Source organism: Lentzea nigeriaca (assembly GCF_016907955.1).
Lineage (GTDB): Bacteria > Actinomycetota > Actinomycetes > Mycobacteriales > Pseudonocardiaceae > Lentzea > Lentzea nigeriaca.
The window spans coordinates 1,226,162-1,242,578 of the sequence record NZ_JAFBCX010000001.1; the positions used below are offsets into that span (position 1 = coordinate 1,226,162).

Consider the following 16,417-nt stretch of genomic DNA (forward strand, 5'->3'; position numbering starts at 1 on the left):
TTCGGATGAGGGCTGCCATGACATCGGAAATTCACCAATTCCGCCCGTCGGGGGCGGTCGAATGGCGTGATTCCGCCGGTCTGCTGCACGACCTCGGGCACGGCCTGTTCACGTTGTCGTGCCTCTCCGAGTCCCTGCTGGCCACGGAGCGAGTCCCCGCGTGGGTGCGCCACCAGCTGAGCCTGATCGCGGACGAGACGGAACGGCTGCTCGAACTCGTCCAGCACGCGGCCGGCGACGTCGCCGAACCGCGCCCGGTGGCCGTCCTGACGATGCTCGACGCGATCGCCGAAGTCGCACAGCACACCAGCGGAACCGAAGTGACTGTCCGGCCCGGCGCACCGGTCTGGCTGGTCACCGACGAGCTTTCGCTGTGGCGGATCGTCACGAACCTCGTCGGCAACGCGGTGCGTGCCGCCGGCCAGGGCGGGCTGGTCGAGCTGTCCGCCGAGCAGGGACCGCCGGTCGCGATCACCGTCGCCGACAACGGCCCGGGTTTCGGCATCGGCCCGCACGGCTGGACGGGGCAAGGCCTGCGAGTGGTGTCCGAGGCCGCGGACGCCGGCGGTGCCGTACTGCACTTCGGGCGGCGTTCGCCCCACGGAACCAGCGTGCGGCTCGAATTCACCAGCGCATCGCCGAACGCGGCAGGAGTCGTCGATGGCCACACTAGTGATCGGTGACGACCACCGGCTGTTCGCCGACGCGCTGGGTACCGTGCTGACCCAGCAGGGTTTCACCATCCTCGCCATCGAAGCGGCACTCGCCACGACTATCACCGCGGTCGCGCAGAAACGCCCGGACCTCTGCCTGCTCGACCGGCATTTCGCCGATGGCGAGGGCACGCGGGCGATCGCCGACGTCCGCCGCGCCGGAGGCGGCGCGACCAAGGTGATCATGCTGACCGCGGACCACGACCCGGAGGGCATGGGCTTCGCGATGGCCTCCGGCGCCGCCGGGTACGTGCACAAGTCCTGCGGGCTGGCCGCGCTCGTCGCCGCCATCCGGAGCGCCTACGCAGGCGACCCGGTCGAACTGCTCTCTCCACCGCCGGGCCATCGTGCCCCGCACGGCCGGGACATGGACGCCTTCCGGCTCGCGTCCTTCCTGACCCAGCGGGAACGGCAATGCCTGGCCTTGCTCGCCCACGGCTACAGCACGGCCGCGATGGCACAGCGGCTGGGCGTGTCGGCGGCCACGGTGCGCACCCACGTCCAGGCGGTGCTGACCAAACTCGGCGTCCACTCCCGGCTGCAGGCCGCATCGCTCGCGGTCCAGAACTCCCTTGTGGACAGTGCGGATCTCCTGGAATGGCTGGAGAAGGGGCCGCCCGCGCGTCCGAAGCGCTGACGCCCGCAGCAGTCTGCACGCGAGGTCACTCCACGCGGAGTGACCTCGCGTTCACAACAGCCCGCCCGGCGTCAGAAGTCGCCGGCGTGCTTGAACGTCCACCGCTGGTTCGTCTGCGTCTCGTCTCCGATCAGGTACCAGAGCTGCACCGGCGTCCCGTTCGACCCGGTCGTGTGGGCGTCGGCGTCGAGGACCTTGGCCGAGTCCTGGCCCATGATCCAGCGGTAGCCGGGCGTGTTCGTGGACAGCGCCTTCCAGACCTGGGTCAGGCTGGAGTTGCAGTCGAGCAGCCTGACCCTGGTGCCGTCGTTGCGGTCAGGAGCCCACAGGCAGCGGTTGGCGGCGACGTTGATCAGCTGGAAGTGGTAGTTGTCGACCCAGTGGACGCGCCACATCTGGTTGTACTGGGTGGGCGGGTAGCAGTCCCACAGCTGGATAGGCGTGTAGTTCGCGCCGTTCCATTCCGCGGGCGCGTCGAGGCAGCGGTTGTTGGCGCGGCTCACGATGTACACCACGTCGTCTTCGGCATGCGCTGTTCCGGCGCCCGCCACCACGCTGAACGCGATCACCCCGAGCGCGGCCGACAATTTTCTGAACACGGTTCCTCCCTCGTCACACCTGTAGGGCGTCCTCGACTGTCGAGTGGGTGAACCTGGTGGTCAACGGCTTGGGAAGCGTTGAGAACAGGTGAGAAGCTCTCCCGGTGGAACTGCCTGGTGACCCGCGCACGTGGCGGGAATTCCGTGCCGCTTTGAAACACCTCATGAAGAGGGCGGAGGTCACCGCGTTGGCGGTGGAGCGATTGTCCGTCGATTCCGAGGCACGGAGGCGGGGAGCCGAGAGCATCTCGGACGCCACGGTCGGGCGGAAAATCGCGGACAAAGATGAAGTCGTCGATGCGAGGGCGGTTCGCACGATCGTGGTCGTCTGCGGTCTGGCACTGGAACGCAGGGGCCGGACACCAGCCGACGTCGAGGTGTGGCTGCGGGCCCGCACGCGGCTGGTCGAGCAACCGGTCGAAGTCGTTCCCGCGGTGGCCGAAGTCGTTCCAGCGGTGACCGAACCGCCGCAACGGAAGATGCGCACGGGATGGCTGGCCGCCGCGCTGGTGATCACGGTAGCCGGGGTCGCGGCCGCGTCGGCGGATCGGCCGCCGCACAAGCAGTCGTGTGCGAGACCGGACCAGGCGGCCGGGCCCGGGTTGTCGATGGGAGCGCCGGCGGCGGGCACGATCGTGCGGGGTGACTCGGTCGAGGCGAGCGGGACGGTCGAGCTGAAGCCGGGGGAGCGGCCACCGTGGTTGCTGCTGCACGCGATCGGTGCGTGCCGGTTCTACCTCGTGCAGCCGGTGGTCGTCGATGGCACGTCGTGGAAGAGCACGCTGTACGTCAATCCCGACGAGCGCGGGATGTACGGGGCTTACGTCGTGGTGGTCGGGGCTGCTGACGACGAGCGGTTCCACGAGCTGGCCGCGGCGGGTGGATCACCGTCCATCGAGCGGTTGCCGGAGGGCGCGCGTTCGGTGCACGTCACCGTGCGGTGTTGTTCCTAGTGGTCAAGAGACTCCTGGCGGCCCCGTAACCGACGTGCGCTCGCAGGAACATCGGCAACGAGTTCGAGTGCACCACAGTTGGGTCGCTGGACCAGTCCGTCGTGCCGGTGGGGCAGCCTTCACGAGTCCAGGGCGTCGGCGATGCAGGCGAGGTAGAGCTTCAACGCGGCCCGTGGGTTTCGGACCGGCAACCCGGCTTCCTCGATCTTGCCCAGCCGGTAGATCAACGTGTTGCGATGGATGCTCAACGCCGCCGCCGCGCGCACCAGGTTGAACCCGCTCTCGCACCACTGCACGGTCGTCGACCGCAGCACCGGCCAGTCGGGTTGCTCCCGCAACGGGCCGATCAACGCGCGCACCAGCCGTGAACGCGCACCAGAGGCCGCCACGAGTTCGTGCACCCGCAGGTCGTCGATGTGCACGACGTGCGGCGAGCCCGGCAGCCGTGCCGCGAGGTACAGCGCGGTCGAAGCGTCCACATAGGAATCATGCAGCGCGGGCACGCCGCACGCCCGTCCGCCGACGCCGACCGAGCACTCCAGGTCGATCGCTGGAATCGAGCCGCTGTCCTTGTGCAGCACCACGAACCGCCCGGATCCGCCGCGCCCGATCACGTCCTGCGGGTCGACGAACGCCTTCCGCAACCGGCGCAGCACCGACGAAGGCTCGGCCGAGGTCTCCACGACGGACTGGCGGCGGGTGGTGGCGATCGCCAAGGCGAGCAGACACTACCTCGGGCCCTGGTTCGACGACCCCGACGACCCTGCCGCGCCGGATCCGGGACCCGTGGGTCGGCGGCCGGCCGTTCCTCGCCGACGGGCTGCCGGTGATCGACCGGACTCCGGTGCACGACAACGTGTTCGTGGCGACAGGGCACGGGATGCTCGGGGTGACGCTGGGACCGGCGACCGGGAAAGCGCTGGCGGAGTACTACCTCACCGGACGGCGCCCGAATGTGCTGGACCCGTTCCGGTTCCGGTGATCGGCTGAGCGGATGACCGTCGCGGGCTTGTTCGATGCCCGCGTGAATGGCTGCCCGGTGGTGGCCGCGCCGCTGGTCGGCCACGGCGGGTGGTACGGCGCCTTCGCCCACCTCTGAGGTGGACGAAGGCGCCGTTCCTCCCGGATCCGTCAGCCGGCTACTGGGTCTTCCAGTCCGCGTTGTCCGGAATCGATTTGCCGGGTACCAGGACCTCGATGAGGGACGGGCTGTTCGTGTTCGCCAGAGCGCCTTTCAGCGCGTCCTCGAGCTCCCCGTACGTGCCGGCCTTCCATCCCTGGCACCCGAACACCTCGGACAGCTTGCTGTAGTTCCACGGGTGCAGCGTGCAGGACGAGTAGAACGGCTTGTCGGTGTGGAAGACCGTTGAATCGGCAAGCCACTGTTCGACGCCGTAGACCCCGTTGTTGATGACGAAGATGATGGGGTCGAGCCCGAAGCGCGTCTGGGTCGAGAGGCATTGGGCGGTCATTTGGAAGCCGCCGTCACCGGAGAAGACCATGACCCGCTGATCGCTCTTCTTCGCCAGGCAGAGGCCCGTCGCGGCCGGTGCGATGTACCCGATCGACGAGTAGGACGATTGGGCGACGAACCCTCCTGGACTGGGCACGTCGAGCAGCAGGCTGCCGAAGTAGTTCATGCTCGGATCGCTGCCGACGATGGTCTTCTCGTCCACGTACCGTTGGATGAAGTCGTAGAATCCCTGGTAGGTGATCTCGTCGACCGGGCTCACGGCCGACGTCCCGCGAGCCGGCTTCTCCGGCACGTGCCGGACCCTCGGTGCGACCAGTTTCGCCAGTATTCCGTCGATCAGGTGCTCCAACGCGACCTGTCCGCCGAAATAGGTGCCGAACTTGACGGCGTCCAGCGACGCGAACGCCGTCTTGTCGAAGTCCGGTTCCCATCCCAACGAGTTGATGTCGGTCAGCCACACGCCGAGGGCGAGTATGAAATCGGACGTCTTGGCCAGCTCCGTGACGTCGGCCGACGACGCCTGGCCGTCGAGTACGCCGACGAACAGCGGATGATGCTCGGGAAGCACGGCCTTGCTCATGAGTTCCGTGACGAACGGGACGTTCAGTCGCTGGATCAGGCTCAGGGTCTGCTGTTGCAGCCCGAGCCGGTCGATCTCCACGCCTACCCAGATCAGGGGGTTCTCGGCGTTTTCGAGTGCTGCGCAGATCTGGGCGACCGACTGTTCGAGACTGGTCTCGTCCGAGAGGATCCTGGCGGGCTGCAGAACGCCCCTCGGCGGCTCGCACTCCAGGTCGATCATGTCCTGGAGCAGCTCCACGTAGATCGGACGACGTTCGCTCATGCACTGGGTCAGCGCATAGTCGATCACCAACGGTGCGAGGACGGGGTTGTCGACTCGGACGGTGGCGACGGTGATGTGCTCGAACGACTGGAGATCCGTTTCGCGTCCGCTGATGAAGTGATGCGAGCTGAATCCGGTCTGCTCGAAGGTGAGAGTCTTCTTGATGCTCGGTGTGCCGTTGATCAACACGAGCGGCACCTTCTCGACGTAGGCGCCCGCGACGGCGTTCACGGCGCACAACGCGCCCGCGGAGTAGGTGACGCACAGGGCCCCGATGCCCTTCAGTCGCGCGTAGCCGTCCGCCGCGTAGCCGGCATTCACCTCGTTGACTTCTTCGACGATCTCGATGTCGCTCGGTGTGACGTACCGGTTCAACCATTCTATCGAATAGTCGCCCGCGATGGAGAACAGGTGCTCCAGCCCTAGTTGGCGTAGCCGGTCCACCAGGTACTGCCCCACGGTGTATCCCTTGTGCATGGCCGACACCTTCGCAGTCAGTAGTCGCTCGCATTGCCGAACAGCCGGGGTAGGTAGATGTCGAATATCCCCGGGCACTTGCGCTCGGGATACCGCTGAAGCAGGAAACTCTTGAAGGCGTCGCCGGTCAGCCCGTCGCCGATTGCCTGGCGCGCGGCCAGTAGGTACTCGATGTTGCGGGCGACCTCGTTCTTGTCTGCCGGCAGGCCGTGGCCCGGAAGGAACAGGTCGTAGTCCTCCAGCAGCATTTCCTGGAGGACCGCGATCCAGTGGCCCATGTCCTTGGACAGGTACAGGTGGGTGCCGCTGTAGACCAGGTCCTGGGCGAAATACACTCCCAGGTCGGGCAGCTTGATGGTGAGATGGAAGTCGGTTTCGGTATCTGTCACCAGATCGAAGACGTACCTCACCCCGTCGATCGTCTCGTCTCCAGGACTGACGACCTGTTCGGGCACCACCACTCGGCCGGGAACGAGGTTGCCGAGTTTCCAGTGGTCACTCAGCGAGTCTTCTCCGTGTTCCTTGATGAAGCTCATCGTCTCGGTCAGCGCGTAGGCGGTGACGTCGCTGAACCCAACGCCCAGGCCGAACCAGTGGTCAGGGTGCCGGTGGGAGACGTAGAGCCGGTCTATCGGCTTGCCGAGACTGTCCGCGTAGTCCCGGAAGGCCCTCGCGTAGGGAACCAGGAACTGTGCGTCGACGAGGACGAGCTTGTTCTTGGTTTCGATGATGTGTGTGGCGTTCGCGATGTTGCCGTACGTGAAGGACGAGATGAACGAGTGAATGCGGACGTCACCCGTCTGCTTCGCGACGATGGCGATCGGTTCTGATGTTTGGGGCAGCATTCGTGGGCCTTCCCGACGTCATGGCGAGATGTGGCTCGGGGTCCATCAGGAAGTTCGGCCTAGGTGGCGGCCTGGCGCGACCGGTCGGAGCGGACTCGAGCGGAAGTCGTGATCCGGTCCTGCAGTTCCTTGAACGCGGCCGCGGCGACGTCGTAGGCGCTGTCGGCGTTGGGCGACGGGTCGTCCTCGCCCGGCCGCCAGAAGCGCCGGCGGGCCATTCGCATGGAGCTGTCGAACGGCGGGATCGCGTTGAACACCTCGACCAGGTACGGGCCGCGATAGACGGGCTCGATCTCGTTCAGGATGGTGTTCCACGGGATCCAGCTGTCCTGCACGGCACCCCGATCGGGTGCGGAGATGTGCACGTAGTAGAGCCGGCCCCGCTGTGCGGCTCGGGCGACGTTGGCCCTGAAGACCGATGGACCCTGGCTTTCCATGACGACCTGCGCGGTGTCGATCGTCACGCCACACCGCGTGCGGCCGAGCTCATCGAGGAAGTCCAGCACCTCCGAGACCATGTTGGGCGGAGGTGTCTCCCAGCTCTTGACCGGCTCGATGGCCAGCTTCACTTCTTTCGTCTCGGCGTACTCCGCCAGGTCCTCGAAGACGGAGCGCGCCGAGTGATAGCGGGACCTCATCCAGTCCAGGAGCGCGTCGCTCCACAACGGCTCGTTCGCATCCGTGACCGGGAAGACGCCGTAGGGGTAGAGGAACGGCCCGGACATGATCGAGTCGCCGCCCAGGACGCGGGTGATGTCGACGCGTGACTTGAGGTAGGCGAGAGCCTGCTTACGCTGTTCCGGATAGGGCGAAGTCGGGTCGAAGGTGCGCGTGGTCCCGACATTGGTCGTGAACTTCACGTCCTTCAGGCCCGCCTTGTCGAATGCCTTCTTGAGGCCGACATAGCTTTTGACCTCGAGCTTGTGGTCGACGGTCGCGGGCTGGGAGGCGATGTGCAGGTCGAAGCCGTCGTACCCCATGTCGGTGAGGGTTTTCAGATGATTGACCAGTATCTTGGTGTAACCGGAGTCCTCCGGCCTCAGATCGGCCGTGAACATGAAGAAGCTGAAGAACACGTCTCGCTTGAACGGTGCGTTCATTCCTGCTTACCTCGCAGTTCTGCGATCGGGAATTCTTTACCAGCCGAGGACGTCGGCCAGGTAGCCGCGGGCCGTCTTGGCGTACTCGAGCGGGATGGCCTTGTTCGGGTCCTGCTCGGCTTCCACCACGAGCCATCCGCGATAGTCGACGTCGGCCAGCACCTCGAGGATCGGCCGGAAGTCGATCGCGCCCTGTGGGTCTCCTGGCACCGTGAAGACACCGAGCTCGACGGCCTCCTGGAACGACAGGCCTTCGTCACGGACCTGGCTCACGACCTCGGGCCGGACGTTCTTCAGGTGGACGTGGCCGATGCGGTCGGCGTGTGCCTGGGCCAGGTCGAGCGCGTCGTCGACGTCGCCGGCGAAGGCGATGTGCCCGGTGTCGAGCAGCAGGTGCACCAGGGCCGGATCGGTCGAAGCCATCAGCCGGTCGACGTCGGCCATGGTCATGACGCCGGTACCCATGTGGTGGTGATAGCTGAGTTTCATCCCGGCCGAGTGGGCGATCTTGCCGAGCTCCTCCAGACCGGACGTCAGGTGGTCCCACTGGGCGTCGGTGAGAACCGGGCGGTTGGCGAACACGTCGACGGGGAGCAGGTGCGACGACGCTCCGAACTCGGCCACGACCAACTCGGTCCCGCCGAGCGCCCTGATGTGGGCCAGCGTCTCCTCGAAGGCGGCGATCGTCTTGTGCCGCATCTTTTTGATCGTGAAGTACGTGCTCGTCCAGGGCTCCGACACGCGCAGGCCGCGGAGATCGAGAGCGGCCTTGAGCTCGGTGGCGTCCGAGGGGTACTTGTGCCCGATGCTGCAGCCCTGGAAGCCGGCGAGCGCCATCTCGCTCACGGCCTGGCCGAAGGAGATGCCGGCGTCGATGGTGGGGAAGTCGTCGTTCCACCACAGGGTGCAGCAAACCCCGAGCTTCACCTTGTCCGGGCTGAGCCGATCACCTAGTCGTGTCATTTGCCTGCTCTTTTCAGATAGCGTTCCTCGATGCGGGGTGGCTGAGCCCACGAGCCGTAGCCGGGCGCCTTGGCACCTGGCGGATTGGCCCCGATGGCAGGCCACAGCAGCCCCTCCTGGTAGGAGGCGGCGGTGACGGTCGAGGTTTCGGCTGCGGCGCGGGCGCCGTTGCGGTCGGTCCACTCGGGAGGCAGCCCGTACCACATCCCGGCGTACCAGAGCTTGATCACATTGCGGGCCACCGGGCCCAGGGTGTCGTCGCTCAAGATCCGGTGGCGCAGGGCCCGGTCGAGCAGGGTCCGGTCACAGGTTCCGGCATCACGGGTCGCGTCTGCCCTCGCCAGCCGGTGGGCGGCCAGGAGGTCGGCGAAGATCTCGTCGCCGCAGGCTGCCCGCACTTTGGCCAGGTAGTGGTGGGCCAGACCGGTGCCGAGCAGTTCGGTCTCCCGGAATGCGGTGAGGTCGACCGACAGGTGCAGGAACCGCTCGAACGACCGGGCGGTCACCGCGGCACCGCCTGGGCCACCTCGCCGGTCGCGAGAGAAGCGTGCTGATCGGACCCGGCAGGGGCGGGGATCTCGAAGGTGGGAGCGGCGTGGAGCCAGTCGCTGCCCGGCAGGGGATTGCGCATCAGTTGGTTGATCTTGTCGCGCAGGCGGAACATGTACCAGACGGCGTCCTGCAGAAGGGTCGGCTCCCCGTTGAACGCCTCGGTGAGCAGGGCGAGGAAGACGCCGTAGTCGACGTTGAACTGCCGGGCGGTGTCGGCGAGCTCTCCCGGCGGGTAGTCGGCCAGCCGAGCACTCACCTTCACCTGGTAGACGTCGTCCCAGGTGATGCTGAGCGGTGGCCCAGAGGGCGCGTCGGGCTGGTCGCCCACCTGGTAGTAGCGGCCGAGCTGCAGCTGCCGGAACCGGTAGTAGTGGGCCAACTCGCCGTCGTCGTCGTACAGGCCTGAATCGAGGCCCTCGCCCTGGTCGGCGATGAACTGGAGCGCCCACCGCGCCGAGTCCAGGTCGGTGACGGGTTTCAGCACACCGCCGCCGGAGTAGAAGGCCTCTGGCCCCACCTGCCGGGCCGGGTTCCCGCAGAAGAGCCCTGGGTCGGCGGCCGCCACCTTCTCGAGCCCTTCGATGATCTCCGCGTAGAACTCGCCGATGCTGTAGAAGCGCATCCCCTCGACCGTCGGGCTGGACACCAGGAGCGTCTTCGCGCTGTCCGCTGCCGGCACCAGCCGTGAGCTCGCACCGTGAGCCGTGCCCGGCCGCTCGATCTTGCAGAACGTCTCCACCGCCTCGGGGGAGAAGGGCCGCAGGTCGACGGTGAAGTCGTCCTCCCCGTCCGGCAGGTAGGCCGGGTAGGACGGGACGAAGCCGGGGCGGGTCAGGTCGGGCGTCCCGCCGATGGCGTTCAGCACGTTCGCGGCGAGGGTCAGGTGCAGCATCTCCTCCACCGCGACCACCCGGATGATGTGGGCGGCGTCGGAGTTCGTGTTGGGGTGGATGGAGTAGTACGCGGTCAGGTACGGGGGGATGGTCGCGTGCTCGAGTGCCATTGCCGTGTGCAGGTAGCTGATCAGGTCGTCACGGTTGGCGATGGTCGGCGCGGTCACCGGGTGACCTCCTGGGGGATGTCGATCGAACTGATGTCGATCGGCGCGGTCTCGGAGTCGAGCTGGGCCAGCATTGCCCGGACGCTGCGCAGGCAGAGGGCGGCGACGGTGAGCGTCACGTTGGACGTGCTCACGGTCGGCATGCTGCCCCCGCCGACCAGGTAGAGGTTCTGGTGGTCCCAGCTGCGCTGGTCCGCGTTCACGACCGAGCTCGACGGGTCGCTGCCCATCATGTGCGTGCCGGCGAGATGGTTGCCGCCGCGGATCTCGTACCCCTCGCCGGCGTAGACGGCGTAGCCCCAGAAGTCCGGGTCGTACTGGGTGTGGTCCTCGGCGCCGAGGCGGGCGAAGATCCGTTTCGACAGCTGCCGGGCGTACGCCACGCCCCGCATCGTGTAGTCGGGGATGTCGTAGGTGAGGATGGGCCGCATGTTCCCGAGGTGGTCGGTGAAGGCCGGGTCCACCGTGATCCGGTTGCTCGGGTTGGCAGGGACCTCGACCATGAACGCCAGCTGCAGCTGGCGGGACACCCGGTCCACCAGGCCCTGGCGGAGGGACTCGCCGTAGCGGCCACCGGCGTCGACCAGGTCGATCAGGTCGGTCATCGGCGCCCCTCGGGCCCAGCCCCAGCCGTCGTTGTGGATGTCGACGCTGAACGCCGCCTGACGGCGGCGGAAGCTGCCCCCGCGCAGATCGGTGATGCCGCCGGTGCAGTTCGTGCCGCGGAAGGTGCCGGCCACCTCCGGTAGCAGGCCCCACGCCAGCAGATAGGCGTGGTCCATGAAGTTCCGCCCCATCAGGCCGCTCGCGCCGCGCAGGCCCGAGGCGAGCATCAGCCGCGGGTTCTCCACGGCGTTGGCGGCCAGGACGAACAGCCGGCCCCGTGCCTTCACGGTGGTGAAGTCGGTGCTGTCGGGCTTGTCGTAGCGGCGGTACTCGATCTCGGTCACCCGGCCGGTCTGCTCGTCGATGTGCACCTTGTAGGCCACCGCCTGGGCCACCAGGTCGACCCGGCCGCTCTGGAGAGCCACCGCGAGGGTCTTGCCGGCGTGGTACTTGGCCTGCACCGGGCAGATGGGAACGCAGTTGTTGTTGCCCTGGCACCGTTCGCCGACCTCGACCTGGTAGGTGCTCACCGCTCCCCGCGGCACGTAACCGTTCCCGTTGTCGTAGGCGGGGTTCGGTATCCCGTTGCGCCCCTGTGGCCACGGCCGGACCCGCAGCTCTCGCCTGTCCCCGTCGAGCTCGACCGGCATCCCGTCGACGTCACGGGCGACCATCTGGTCCAGGTAGGACAGTGGCAGGCCCTTCATCGGGAACACGTACCCCTCGTCGAACGTGATCCCAAGGTAGGCCTGGTCCTCCACGTCGGCGGAGACGCCGATCTCGCGTTCGGCCTCGTTGTAGTACGGGGCGAGGTCTTCGTAGGTGAGCGGCCAGTCGGTCCCTTCACCGTAGAGCGTGCGCATCTGGAAGTCCTCGGGCAGCATGCGAGGCGTCTTGGCCTCCCAGTGCATGGTGGTGCCGCCGAGAACCCTCGTGTAGGTGGTGTCCGTGGCGAACGGTCCACTTTGGACGATGTAGGCCGAGGAGTCGGGCACACCGGGGAAGATTCGCCGTGCGTCGGTACCGCGGGGCATCGGCGCGTTGGCGACGACCGGGTAGGGGGCCTGGTTGTCCTTGCTGGTAGCCGAGTAGAAGCGGTCGAGGTAGCCCTCGTAGCCCCGCAGAGTGAGGTCCTCGGCCGAGCCTGCTTCGAGAACCAGCACGGTCTTGCCTGCCTCGCTCAGCCGCGAGGCGATGATGGCGCCGGCGATGCCGCCGCCGACGATGACCGCGTCGTAGAGAACTTCGGCCGCCGCCGCGGGGTCCGTGCGCCTTGCCGCCCCCTCGGGGAACTTGACGTACATCTACACGGCCTCCGTCCTGGCTCGCATGGCGGACAGGTAGGCGGCGTAGCTCCACGTCAGGTTGTGCACACTGCGCTCGTAACCGGTCCAACCGTCGAACTGCTCGGAGAGCTCCAGGTTGTCGCTGTGGTAGACGACGGCCCGCACCATCGCGTCACCAGTCGCCACGAGTGCGGCGGCGGCTGCCGCGGGGGCCGTCGACGCGTCGACGCCGGACTGGGCGAAGAAGGGCGCGGACAGGTCGTCCACGGGTACCTTGCCGCTCGACCTGATCACGGACGCCAGCTTGTAGTGCAGCTCGGCGACGTTGCAGGTGGAGAGGACCCAGGGGTGGCCGCCGAGCACCGGGTGCGCGGTGTCACCGTTGTAGACGTCGCCGGGGTAGCGGCCGAACATCGGCCCGATGCCGAACTGTTCCTTGTCCACCTTGTTGATCGGGTAGAAGGCGATGCCGCCCTCCTCCCACTGCGAGCGCAGCTGGGCCGCCGTGGCGAGCAGCTTGGTGTCGGTGACGGGAACGGCGCCGTAAATGGCCGCCTGAACGATGTCGATGTTCGGGTCGTAACCGCTGACGACCGGATTCTGCGGAGATGGCTTGGCTCCGGCACCGCGGTCGGCCATCACGCTCACGTACTTGCTGCCGTCCCAGTGGTCGGCGAGGGCCTGACGCAGCCACTTGATGGCGGGCCGCAATCCGGCCGGCTTGTCGATACCGGCGATGGCAGAGGCCTGGATCTCCTCGAAGCAGCGCAACTGGGCGGACCGGGCGAAGAAGCTGAACCCGCTGTGCTCCTCCCACAGGTTCGTCGTGGGTTCCTGGTAGACACCGAGGAGGAAGGCCACGTTCGCGTTCACCAGGTCGACCGCCCGCTTCTGCGTGCCCGGATCGAGCTGGTCGAAGGCCGCCAGAATGGTGATCGACTGCAGAGCCGGGCCGTCGTTCTGCTCGGTCCACGGACGGGCGTCGCCGGCGATCGTGAAGCACGCGTGTCCCTTGGTCCACGGCGGCTGCGCGTTGGAGTGGCAGAGGTCGGCGAACGTCACGTAGTCGTTGAGCGTCTGCACCGACCCGCCGGGGCGGGTCGGCATGCCGGCCTTGACCACCTCCATGGCCGCGATGGCCCCGTCGCGCACCCAGTTGAAGACGTAGTCCTCGTCGGTGCCTGGGGTCTCCGCGGGAAAGGACGGCGCGGCGATGACGCAACCCGGCTTCGAGTCGCGGGAAACGTCGCCAGGAAACTGGGGATCGCTGAAGGTGAAGCCGTCGCTGGCGATGTTGCGGAACATGAACGTGTACATGATCGGCACGAGCGACGTGAGATCGACCGCTCCCGGAGCAATGGAGTTCTGGACGCTCGCACGTGTTCGGGAGGTGTCGGTCGGCCTGTTCGTGCGGGCAGGCTTGTTGGGCGTGGTGCTGGACTCGACCATTGCTGGACTCCGTTGTCTTCAGCGCGGATTTGTCGGAACGGCGAGCGGCGAGCTGTGTCGAGCCGCAGTCGATGAAGTGGACTTCCTTCGGGTCGATCGCAACCATCACCCCGCCGGACCCTGAACGCCGAGACCGCTGACCGGCAACCACACCATCGGATGGACTACCTGGACACTTGATGGTGTGGAGACGAACTCGAACGACGTAATAACGAGCCAAGAAATCGGCTGTCCGTCCGACTTCGTTCGAAACAAAAGCCGCCCGGAAATGCCTTCGCAGTCGCGCTGAACAGCCGCTGTCGCGTGTGGTGGCGGCGCGCTCACTCGCTGTCAAATCCTCGCCGGTTACGGTGTCACTGAGTATTCGGTCGAGCACGGAACGAAAGGGTTTTCATGTTTTGGTCAGATTCCGGTCCGTGCGTCCGCTGTGGAAGGTGACGGCAATACCGGCCGCAGAGACCACGTAGGAGACGTCGCCAATGACCATCGACGGGGAAGCCGCGCCCGCCACCACGGTCGACTCGCACGCATCGATCGAGAGCCGGTCTCGGGACGACGTGAGTGCCGAGGTGACCGCGGCCGCCGACGGAGACCGCCGGGCGATCGAGCGTCTGCTGGCGAGCATCCGGCCACTGGTGGTGCGGTATTGCCGGGCCCGAGTGGGCAGGCAGGAGCGATCCTTCGTGACGGCGGACGACGTGGCGCAGGAGGTGTGCATCGCGGTGCTCACGGCGTTGCCCAGGTACCGCCGCGAGGAACGGCCGTTCATGGCGCTCGTGTACGGCATCGCGGCGCACAAGGTCGCCGATGCGCATCGGGCCGCGGCCAGGAACCGCTGCGAACTGGTCTCCGAGGTTCCTGAAACCCCTGGGACCATGGAGGGGCCGGAACAGCGGGCTTTGCACGGTGAGTTCTCCGAACGGATGGCTCGGCTGCTGCGGGTCCTCCCGGAGAGGCACCGGGAGATCGTCGTGTTGCGGGTGGTCGTGGGGCTGTCGGCGGAGGAGACCGCCGAGGCGGTCGGATCGACGCCGGGTGCGGTCCGGGTCGTGCAACACCGCGCGTTGGCCCGGCTGCGGAGGACGTTGACCGGAGTGTGAGGACGTGAGGTCCGGTCGCGGTCAGGCGCCGCTGGGGTGGGCGGCTCGATGCACCGCCTCGAGGACTTCCGGTGCGACGTGCTCGCGCTGGGGCACGTCGAAGTGTCCGGCGCACAGCATCGTGCGCCAGAGGTTGTGGTCGAACTTCGCGGCCGCGGTGCCGGCGTGGAAGTCCGACAGCAGCGCGACGAATCGCTCTGGGTCGGCCTGGTGGGGAAAGTGCCCCGCACCCCTGAAGATCTCCAGGCGGCTGTGGGGCATGGCCACGTGTGCCAGATCGGCGTGGTCGGTCGACACGACCCGGTCCCGATCGCCCCACACCAGCAGGGTGGGAGTCCCGAGGAGCAGATAGCTCCGGTCGAGCATGGTGACTGTCTGCCCACGCCAGTCGACCGCGGATCGCAGAGTCCGCAGGAACGCCAGCCGGCTGGTGTTGTCGGCCAGCGAGCGGAACCGCTCCAGGGCGTAGTGGAGATCGGAGCCGAGTCCGAGACCGCCGATGCAGCGCATGAGCGGGGTGAGCAGCGAGGTGGCCATCAGCACCGGGGCGGCGGTGGCCAGTGAGATGACCAGGTCGGCGCCGGGAAGGCAGGCCAGCCGGAGCAGCGGGTGCACGTACCTGCCGATGCCGCCGCTGCCGACCAGGACGAGCCGTTCACACCGCTCCGGGAACTGGTAGGCGAACTGGATCGCCACGCCACCGCCGAGCGAGTGTCCGATCACGGTCGCGTGATCGATGTCCAGCACGGTCAGCAGGTCCCGCATTCCACACGCGTACCCGGCGACCGAGTAGTCGGCGCTCGGCTTGTCGGAACCTCCGTGGCCGAGCAGGTCCGGTGCGATCACGGTGAAGTGCTCGGCCAGCCTCGGCAGCACGTCCAGCCACGTAGCCGAGCTGTCGCCGATCCCGTGTATGAACAGCAGGACCGGGCCGCTGCCGGCCATCCTGAACGCACGGCGGTAGCCGTGCACGACGACATGCCGCAGGCGCAGTTCGCCCTCGGGCGGGCTGGCTGCCGCGTCGCTCATGCTCTCGTCGGCCTTCGTCAGGTTGGTCACCGCGATGACGGGACGGCTGACCTGCCGTCCGTGTCCAGGCCTTCCATTTTGCAGGCAGACGCGACAATCCGGTCTTGTGGTGTATCACCCGCTCGGCTGAACATCCTGCGTAGAGTTCAGTGTCCCTTGCTCACCGCGGCTGGCGGCCGTGGTTCAGCTCCCTTCGGGAATCTGCATCTGCATTCCGTACCGCTCCCCGATGGCGGCGACTCGCGCCAGGTCGGGCGGAGTGTCCGACGGCGGTGGCAGCTCCCGGCTCGACGCCGGTTCGCCGACCTCGGCGAAGAACCTGTCGATACCGCCGGGCAGGTAGGTCACCAGCAGCCGGGCGGTGTCCGACACGGGCTCGAACGTCTCCAGCGTGCCCGCCGGGAAGAAGAAGTAGGCCCCAGGCCCTGCCTCGACGGTCTCGTCGTTGATGTGCACGCGCACTGTGCCGTCCAGCACCCGGAACGCCTCCGAACCGGGGTGGGTGTGAGGCGGTGGCCCCATCCCCGCCGGAACCGTCATCTCCATGACGGTCATTTCGCCATTGGTGTCCTCACTGCTGACCCTGACCTCGTACAGGCCGCCCAGCACCCAATAGGCATCGCCCTCATCGTGTTGCCGCACAACGGTCTTGGCCATCGCAAGCTCCCTTCGTCCGCAACGACAGCCGCACCCTCGAGCATCCTCTCGTCCAGGCGTCCCGCCAGGGTCG

The 16,417-nt window shown here is 67.2% G+C and carries 17 protein-coding genes; 5 read left to right on the forward strand and 12 right to left on the reverse strand.

Annotated features, from left to right (window positions below; all coding sequences use genetic code 11):
• The first annotated feature begins 17 nt into the window (after positions 1-17).
• Together JOD27_RS04925 and JOD27_RS04930 are read left to right on the forward strand one after the other, a co-directional pair.
• Entirely contained in the window at positions 18-683 is a 666-nt protein-coding gene (locus tag JOD27_RS04925; protein ID WP_204760844.1) for a sensor histidine kinase, read from the forward strand.
• Entirely contained in the window at positions 661-1,350 is a 690-nt protein-coding gene (locus JOD27_RS04930; protein WP_204760845.1) for a LuxR C-terminal-related transcriptional regulator, read from the forward strand. Before JOD27_RS04925 ends, JOD27_RS04930 begins: the two co-directional genes overlap by 23 nt.
• Before the next feature lie 71 nt (positions 1,351-1,421).
• Here JOD27_RS04930 and JOD27_RS04935 read toward each other — a convergent pair whose 3' ends face one another.
• Positions 1,422-1,949, reverse strand: a complete 528-nt coding sequence (locus JOD27_RS04935) for an RICIN domain-containing protein (RefSeq protein WP_204760846.1) — start codon at positions 1,947-1,949, stop codon at positions 1,422-1,424.
• A gap of 164 nt (positions 1,950-2,113) precedes the next feature.
• Here JOD27_RS04935 and JOD27_RS04940 point away from each other — a divergent pair, with 164 nt between their 5' ends.
• Positions 2,114-2,902, forward strand: a complete 789-nt coding sequence (locus tag JOD27_RS04940; protein ID WP_204760847.1) for a hypothetical protein — start codon at positions 2,114-2,116, stop codon at positions 2,900-2,902.
• A 119-nt stretch (positions 2,903-3,021) separates the two neighbouring features.
• Here the strand turns inward: JOD27_RS04940 and JOD27_RS44530 are convergent, their stop codons facing one another.
• The gene (locus JOD27_RS44530; RefSeq protein ID WP_239566323.1) at positions 3,022-3,618 is read right to left on the reverse strand and encodes a PucR family transcriptional regulator; all 597 of its coding nucleotides are present in this window, start codon (positions 3,616-3,618) and stop codon (positions 3,022-3,024) included.
• A 59-nt stretch (positions 3,619-3,677) separates the two neighbouring features.
• Between JOD27_RS44530 and JOD27_RS44535 the strand changes: the two genes are divergently transcribed.
• Positions 3,678-3,884: an NAD(P)/FAD-dependent oxidoreductase gene (locus JOD27_RS44535; protein ID WP_307829936.1), complete on the forward strand. Its 207-nt coding sequence runs from the start codon at positions 3,678-3,680 to the stop codon at positions 3,882-3,884.
• A 157-nt stretch (positions 3,885-4,041) separates the two neighbouring features.
• Here the strand turns inward: JOD27_RS44535 and JOD27_RS04955 are convergent, their stop codons facing one another.
• The 8 genes from JOD27_RS04955 to JOD27_RS04990 are packed head-to-tail and all read right to left on the reverse strand — an operon-like array spanning position 4,042 to position 13,558.
• Entirely contained in the window at positions 4,042-5,697 is a 1,656-nt protein-coding gene (locus JOD27_RS04955) for an alpha-keto acid decarboxylase family protein (protein WP_204760850.1), read from the reverse strand.
• A 17-nt stretch (positions 5,698-5,714) separates the two neighbouring features.
• A complete protein-coding gene (locus JOD27_RS04960) occupies positions 5,715-6,542 on the reverse strand; it encodes an MBL fold metallo-hydrolase (protein ID WP_204760851.1) in 828 nt (275 codons plus the stop codon).
• Positions 6,543-6,601: 59 nt separating this feature from the next.
• Complete coding sequence (locus JOD27_RS04965; RefSeq protein WP_204760852.1) at positions 6,602-7,642, reverse strand: sugar phosphate isomerase/epimerase family protein; 1,041 nt, start codon at positions 7,640-7,642, stop codon at positions 6,602-6,604.
• A 36-nt stretch (positions 7,643-7,678) separates the two neighbouring features.
• The gene (iolE, locus tag JOD27_RS04970) at positions 7,679-8,605 is read right to left on the reverse strand and encodes a myo-inosose-2 dehydratase (protein ID WP_204760853.1); all 927 of its coding nucleotides are present in this window, start codon (positions 8,603-8,605) and stop codon (positions 7,679-7,681) included.
• Positions 8,602-9,111: a hypothetical protein gene (locus JOD27_RS04975; RefSeq protein WP_204760854.1), complete on the reverse strand. Its 510-nt coding sequence runs from the start codon at positions 9,109-9,111 to the stop codon at positions 8,602-8,604. The genes iolE and JOD27_RS04975 overlap by 4 nt, the downstream gene beginning before the upstream one ends.
• The gene (locus JOD27_RS04980; protein ID WP_204760855.1) at positions 9,108-10,217 is read right to left on the reverse strand and encodes a ferritin-like domain-containing protein; all 1,110 of its coding nucleotides are present in this window, start codon (positions 10,215-10,217) and stop codon (positions 9,108-9,110) included. Before JOD27_RS04980 ends, JOD27_RS04975 begins: the two co-directional genes overlap by 4 nt.
• Positions 10,214-12,127 (reverse strand): GMC oxidoreductase, encoded by a 1,914-nt coding sequence (locus JOD27_RS04985; RefSeq protein ID WP_204760856.1) that lies wholly within the window; start codon positions 12,125-12,127, stop codon positions 10,214-10,216. Before JOD27_RS04985 ends, JOD27_RS04980 begins: the two co-directional genes overlap by 4 nt.
• Positions 12,128-13,558: a glycoside hydrolase family 15 protein gene (locus JOD27_RS04990; RefSeq protein WP_204760857.1), complete on the reverse strand. Its 1,431-nt coding sequence runs from the start codon at positions 13,556-13,558 to the stop codon at positions 12,128-12,130.
• 479 nt (positions 13,559-14,037) lie between these two features.
• Between JOD27_RS04990 and JOD27_RS04995 the strand changes: the two genes are divergently transcribed.
• On the forward strand, positions 14,038-14,658 hold the full coding sequence (locus JOD27_RS04995; protein ID WP_204760858.1) for a sigma-70 family RNA polymerase sigma factor: 621 nt from the start codon (positions 14,038-14,040) through the stop codon (positions 14,656-14,658).
• Positions 14,659-14,679: 21 nt separating this feature from the next.
• On the opposite strand, the gene JOD27_RS05000 is transcribed toward JOD27_RS04995, so the two are convergent.
• The gene (locus JOD27_RS05000) at positions 14,680-15,687 is read right to left on the reverse strand and encodes an alpha/beta fold hydrolase (RefSeq protein WP_204761182.1); all 1,008 of its coding nucleotides are present in this window, start codon (positions 15,685-15,687) and stop codon (positions 14,680-14,682) included.
• 183 nt (positions 15,688-15,870) lie between these two features.
• Positions 15,871-16,344: a cupin domain-containing protein gene (locus JOD27_RS05005; RefSeq protein WP_204760859.1), complete on the reverse strand. Its 474-nt coding sequence runs from the start codon at positions 16,342-16,344 to the stop codon at positions 15,871-15,873.
• Between the last annotated feature and the right edge of the window lie 73 nt (positions 16,345-16,417).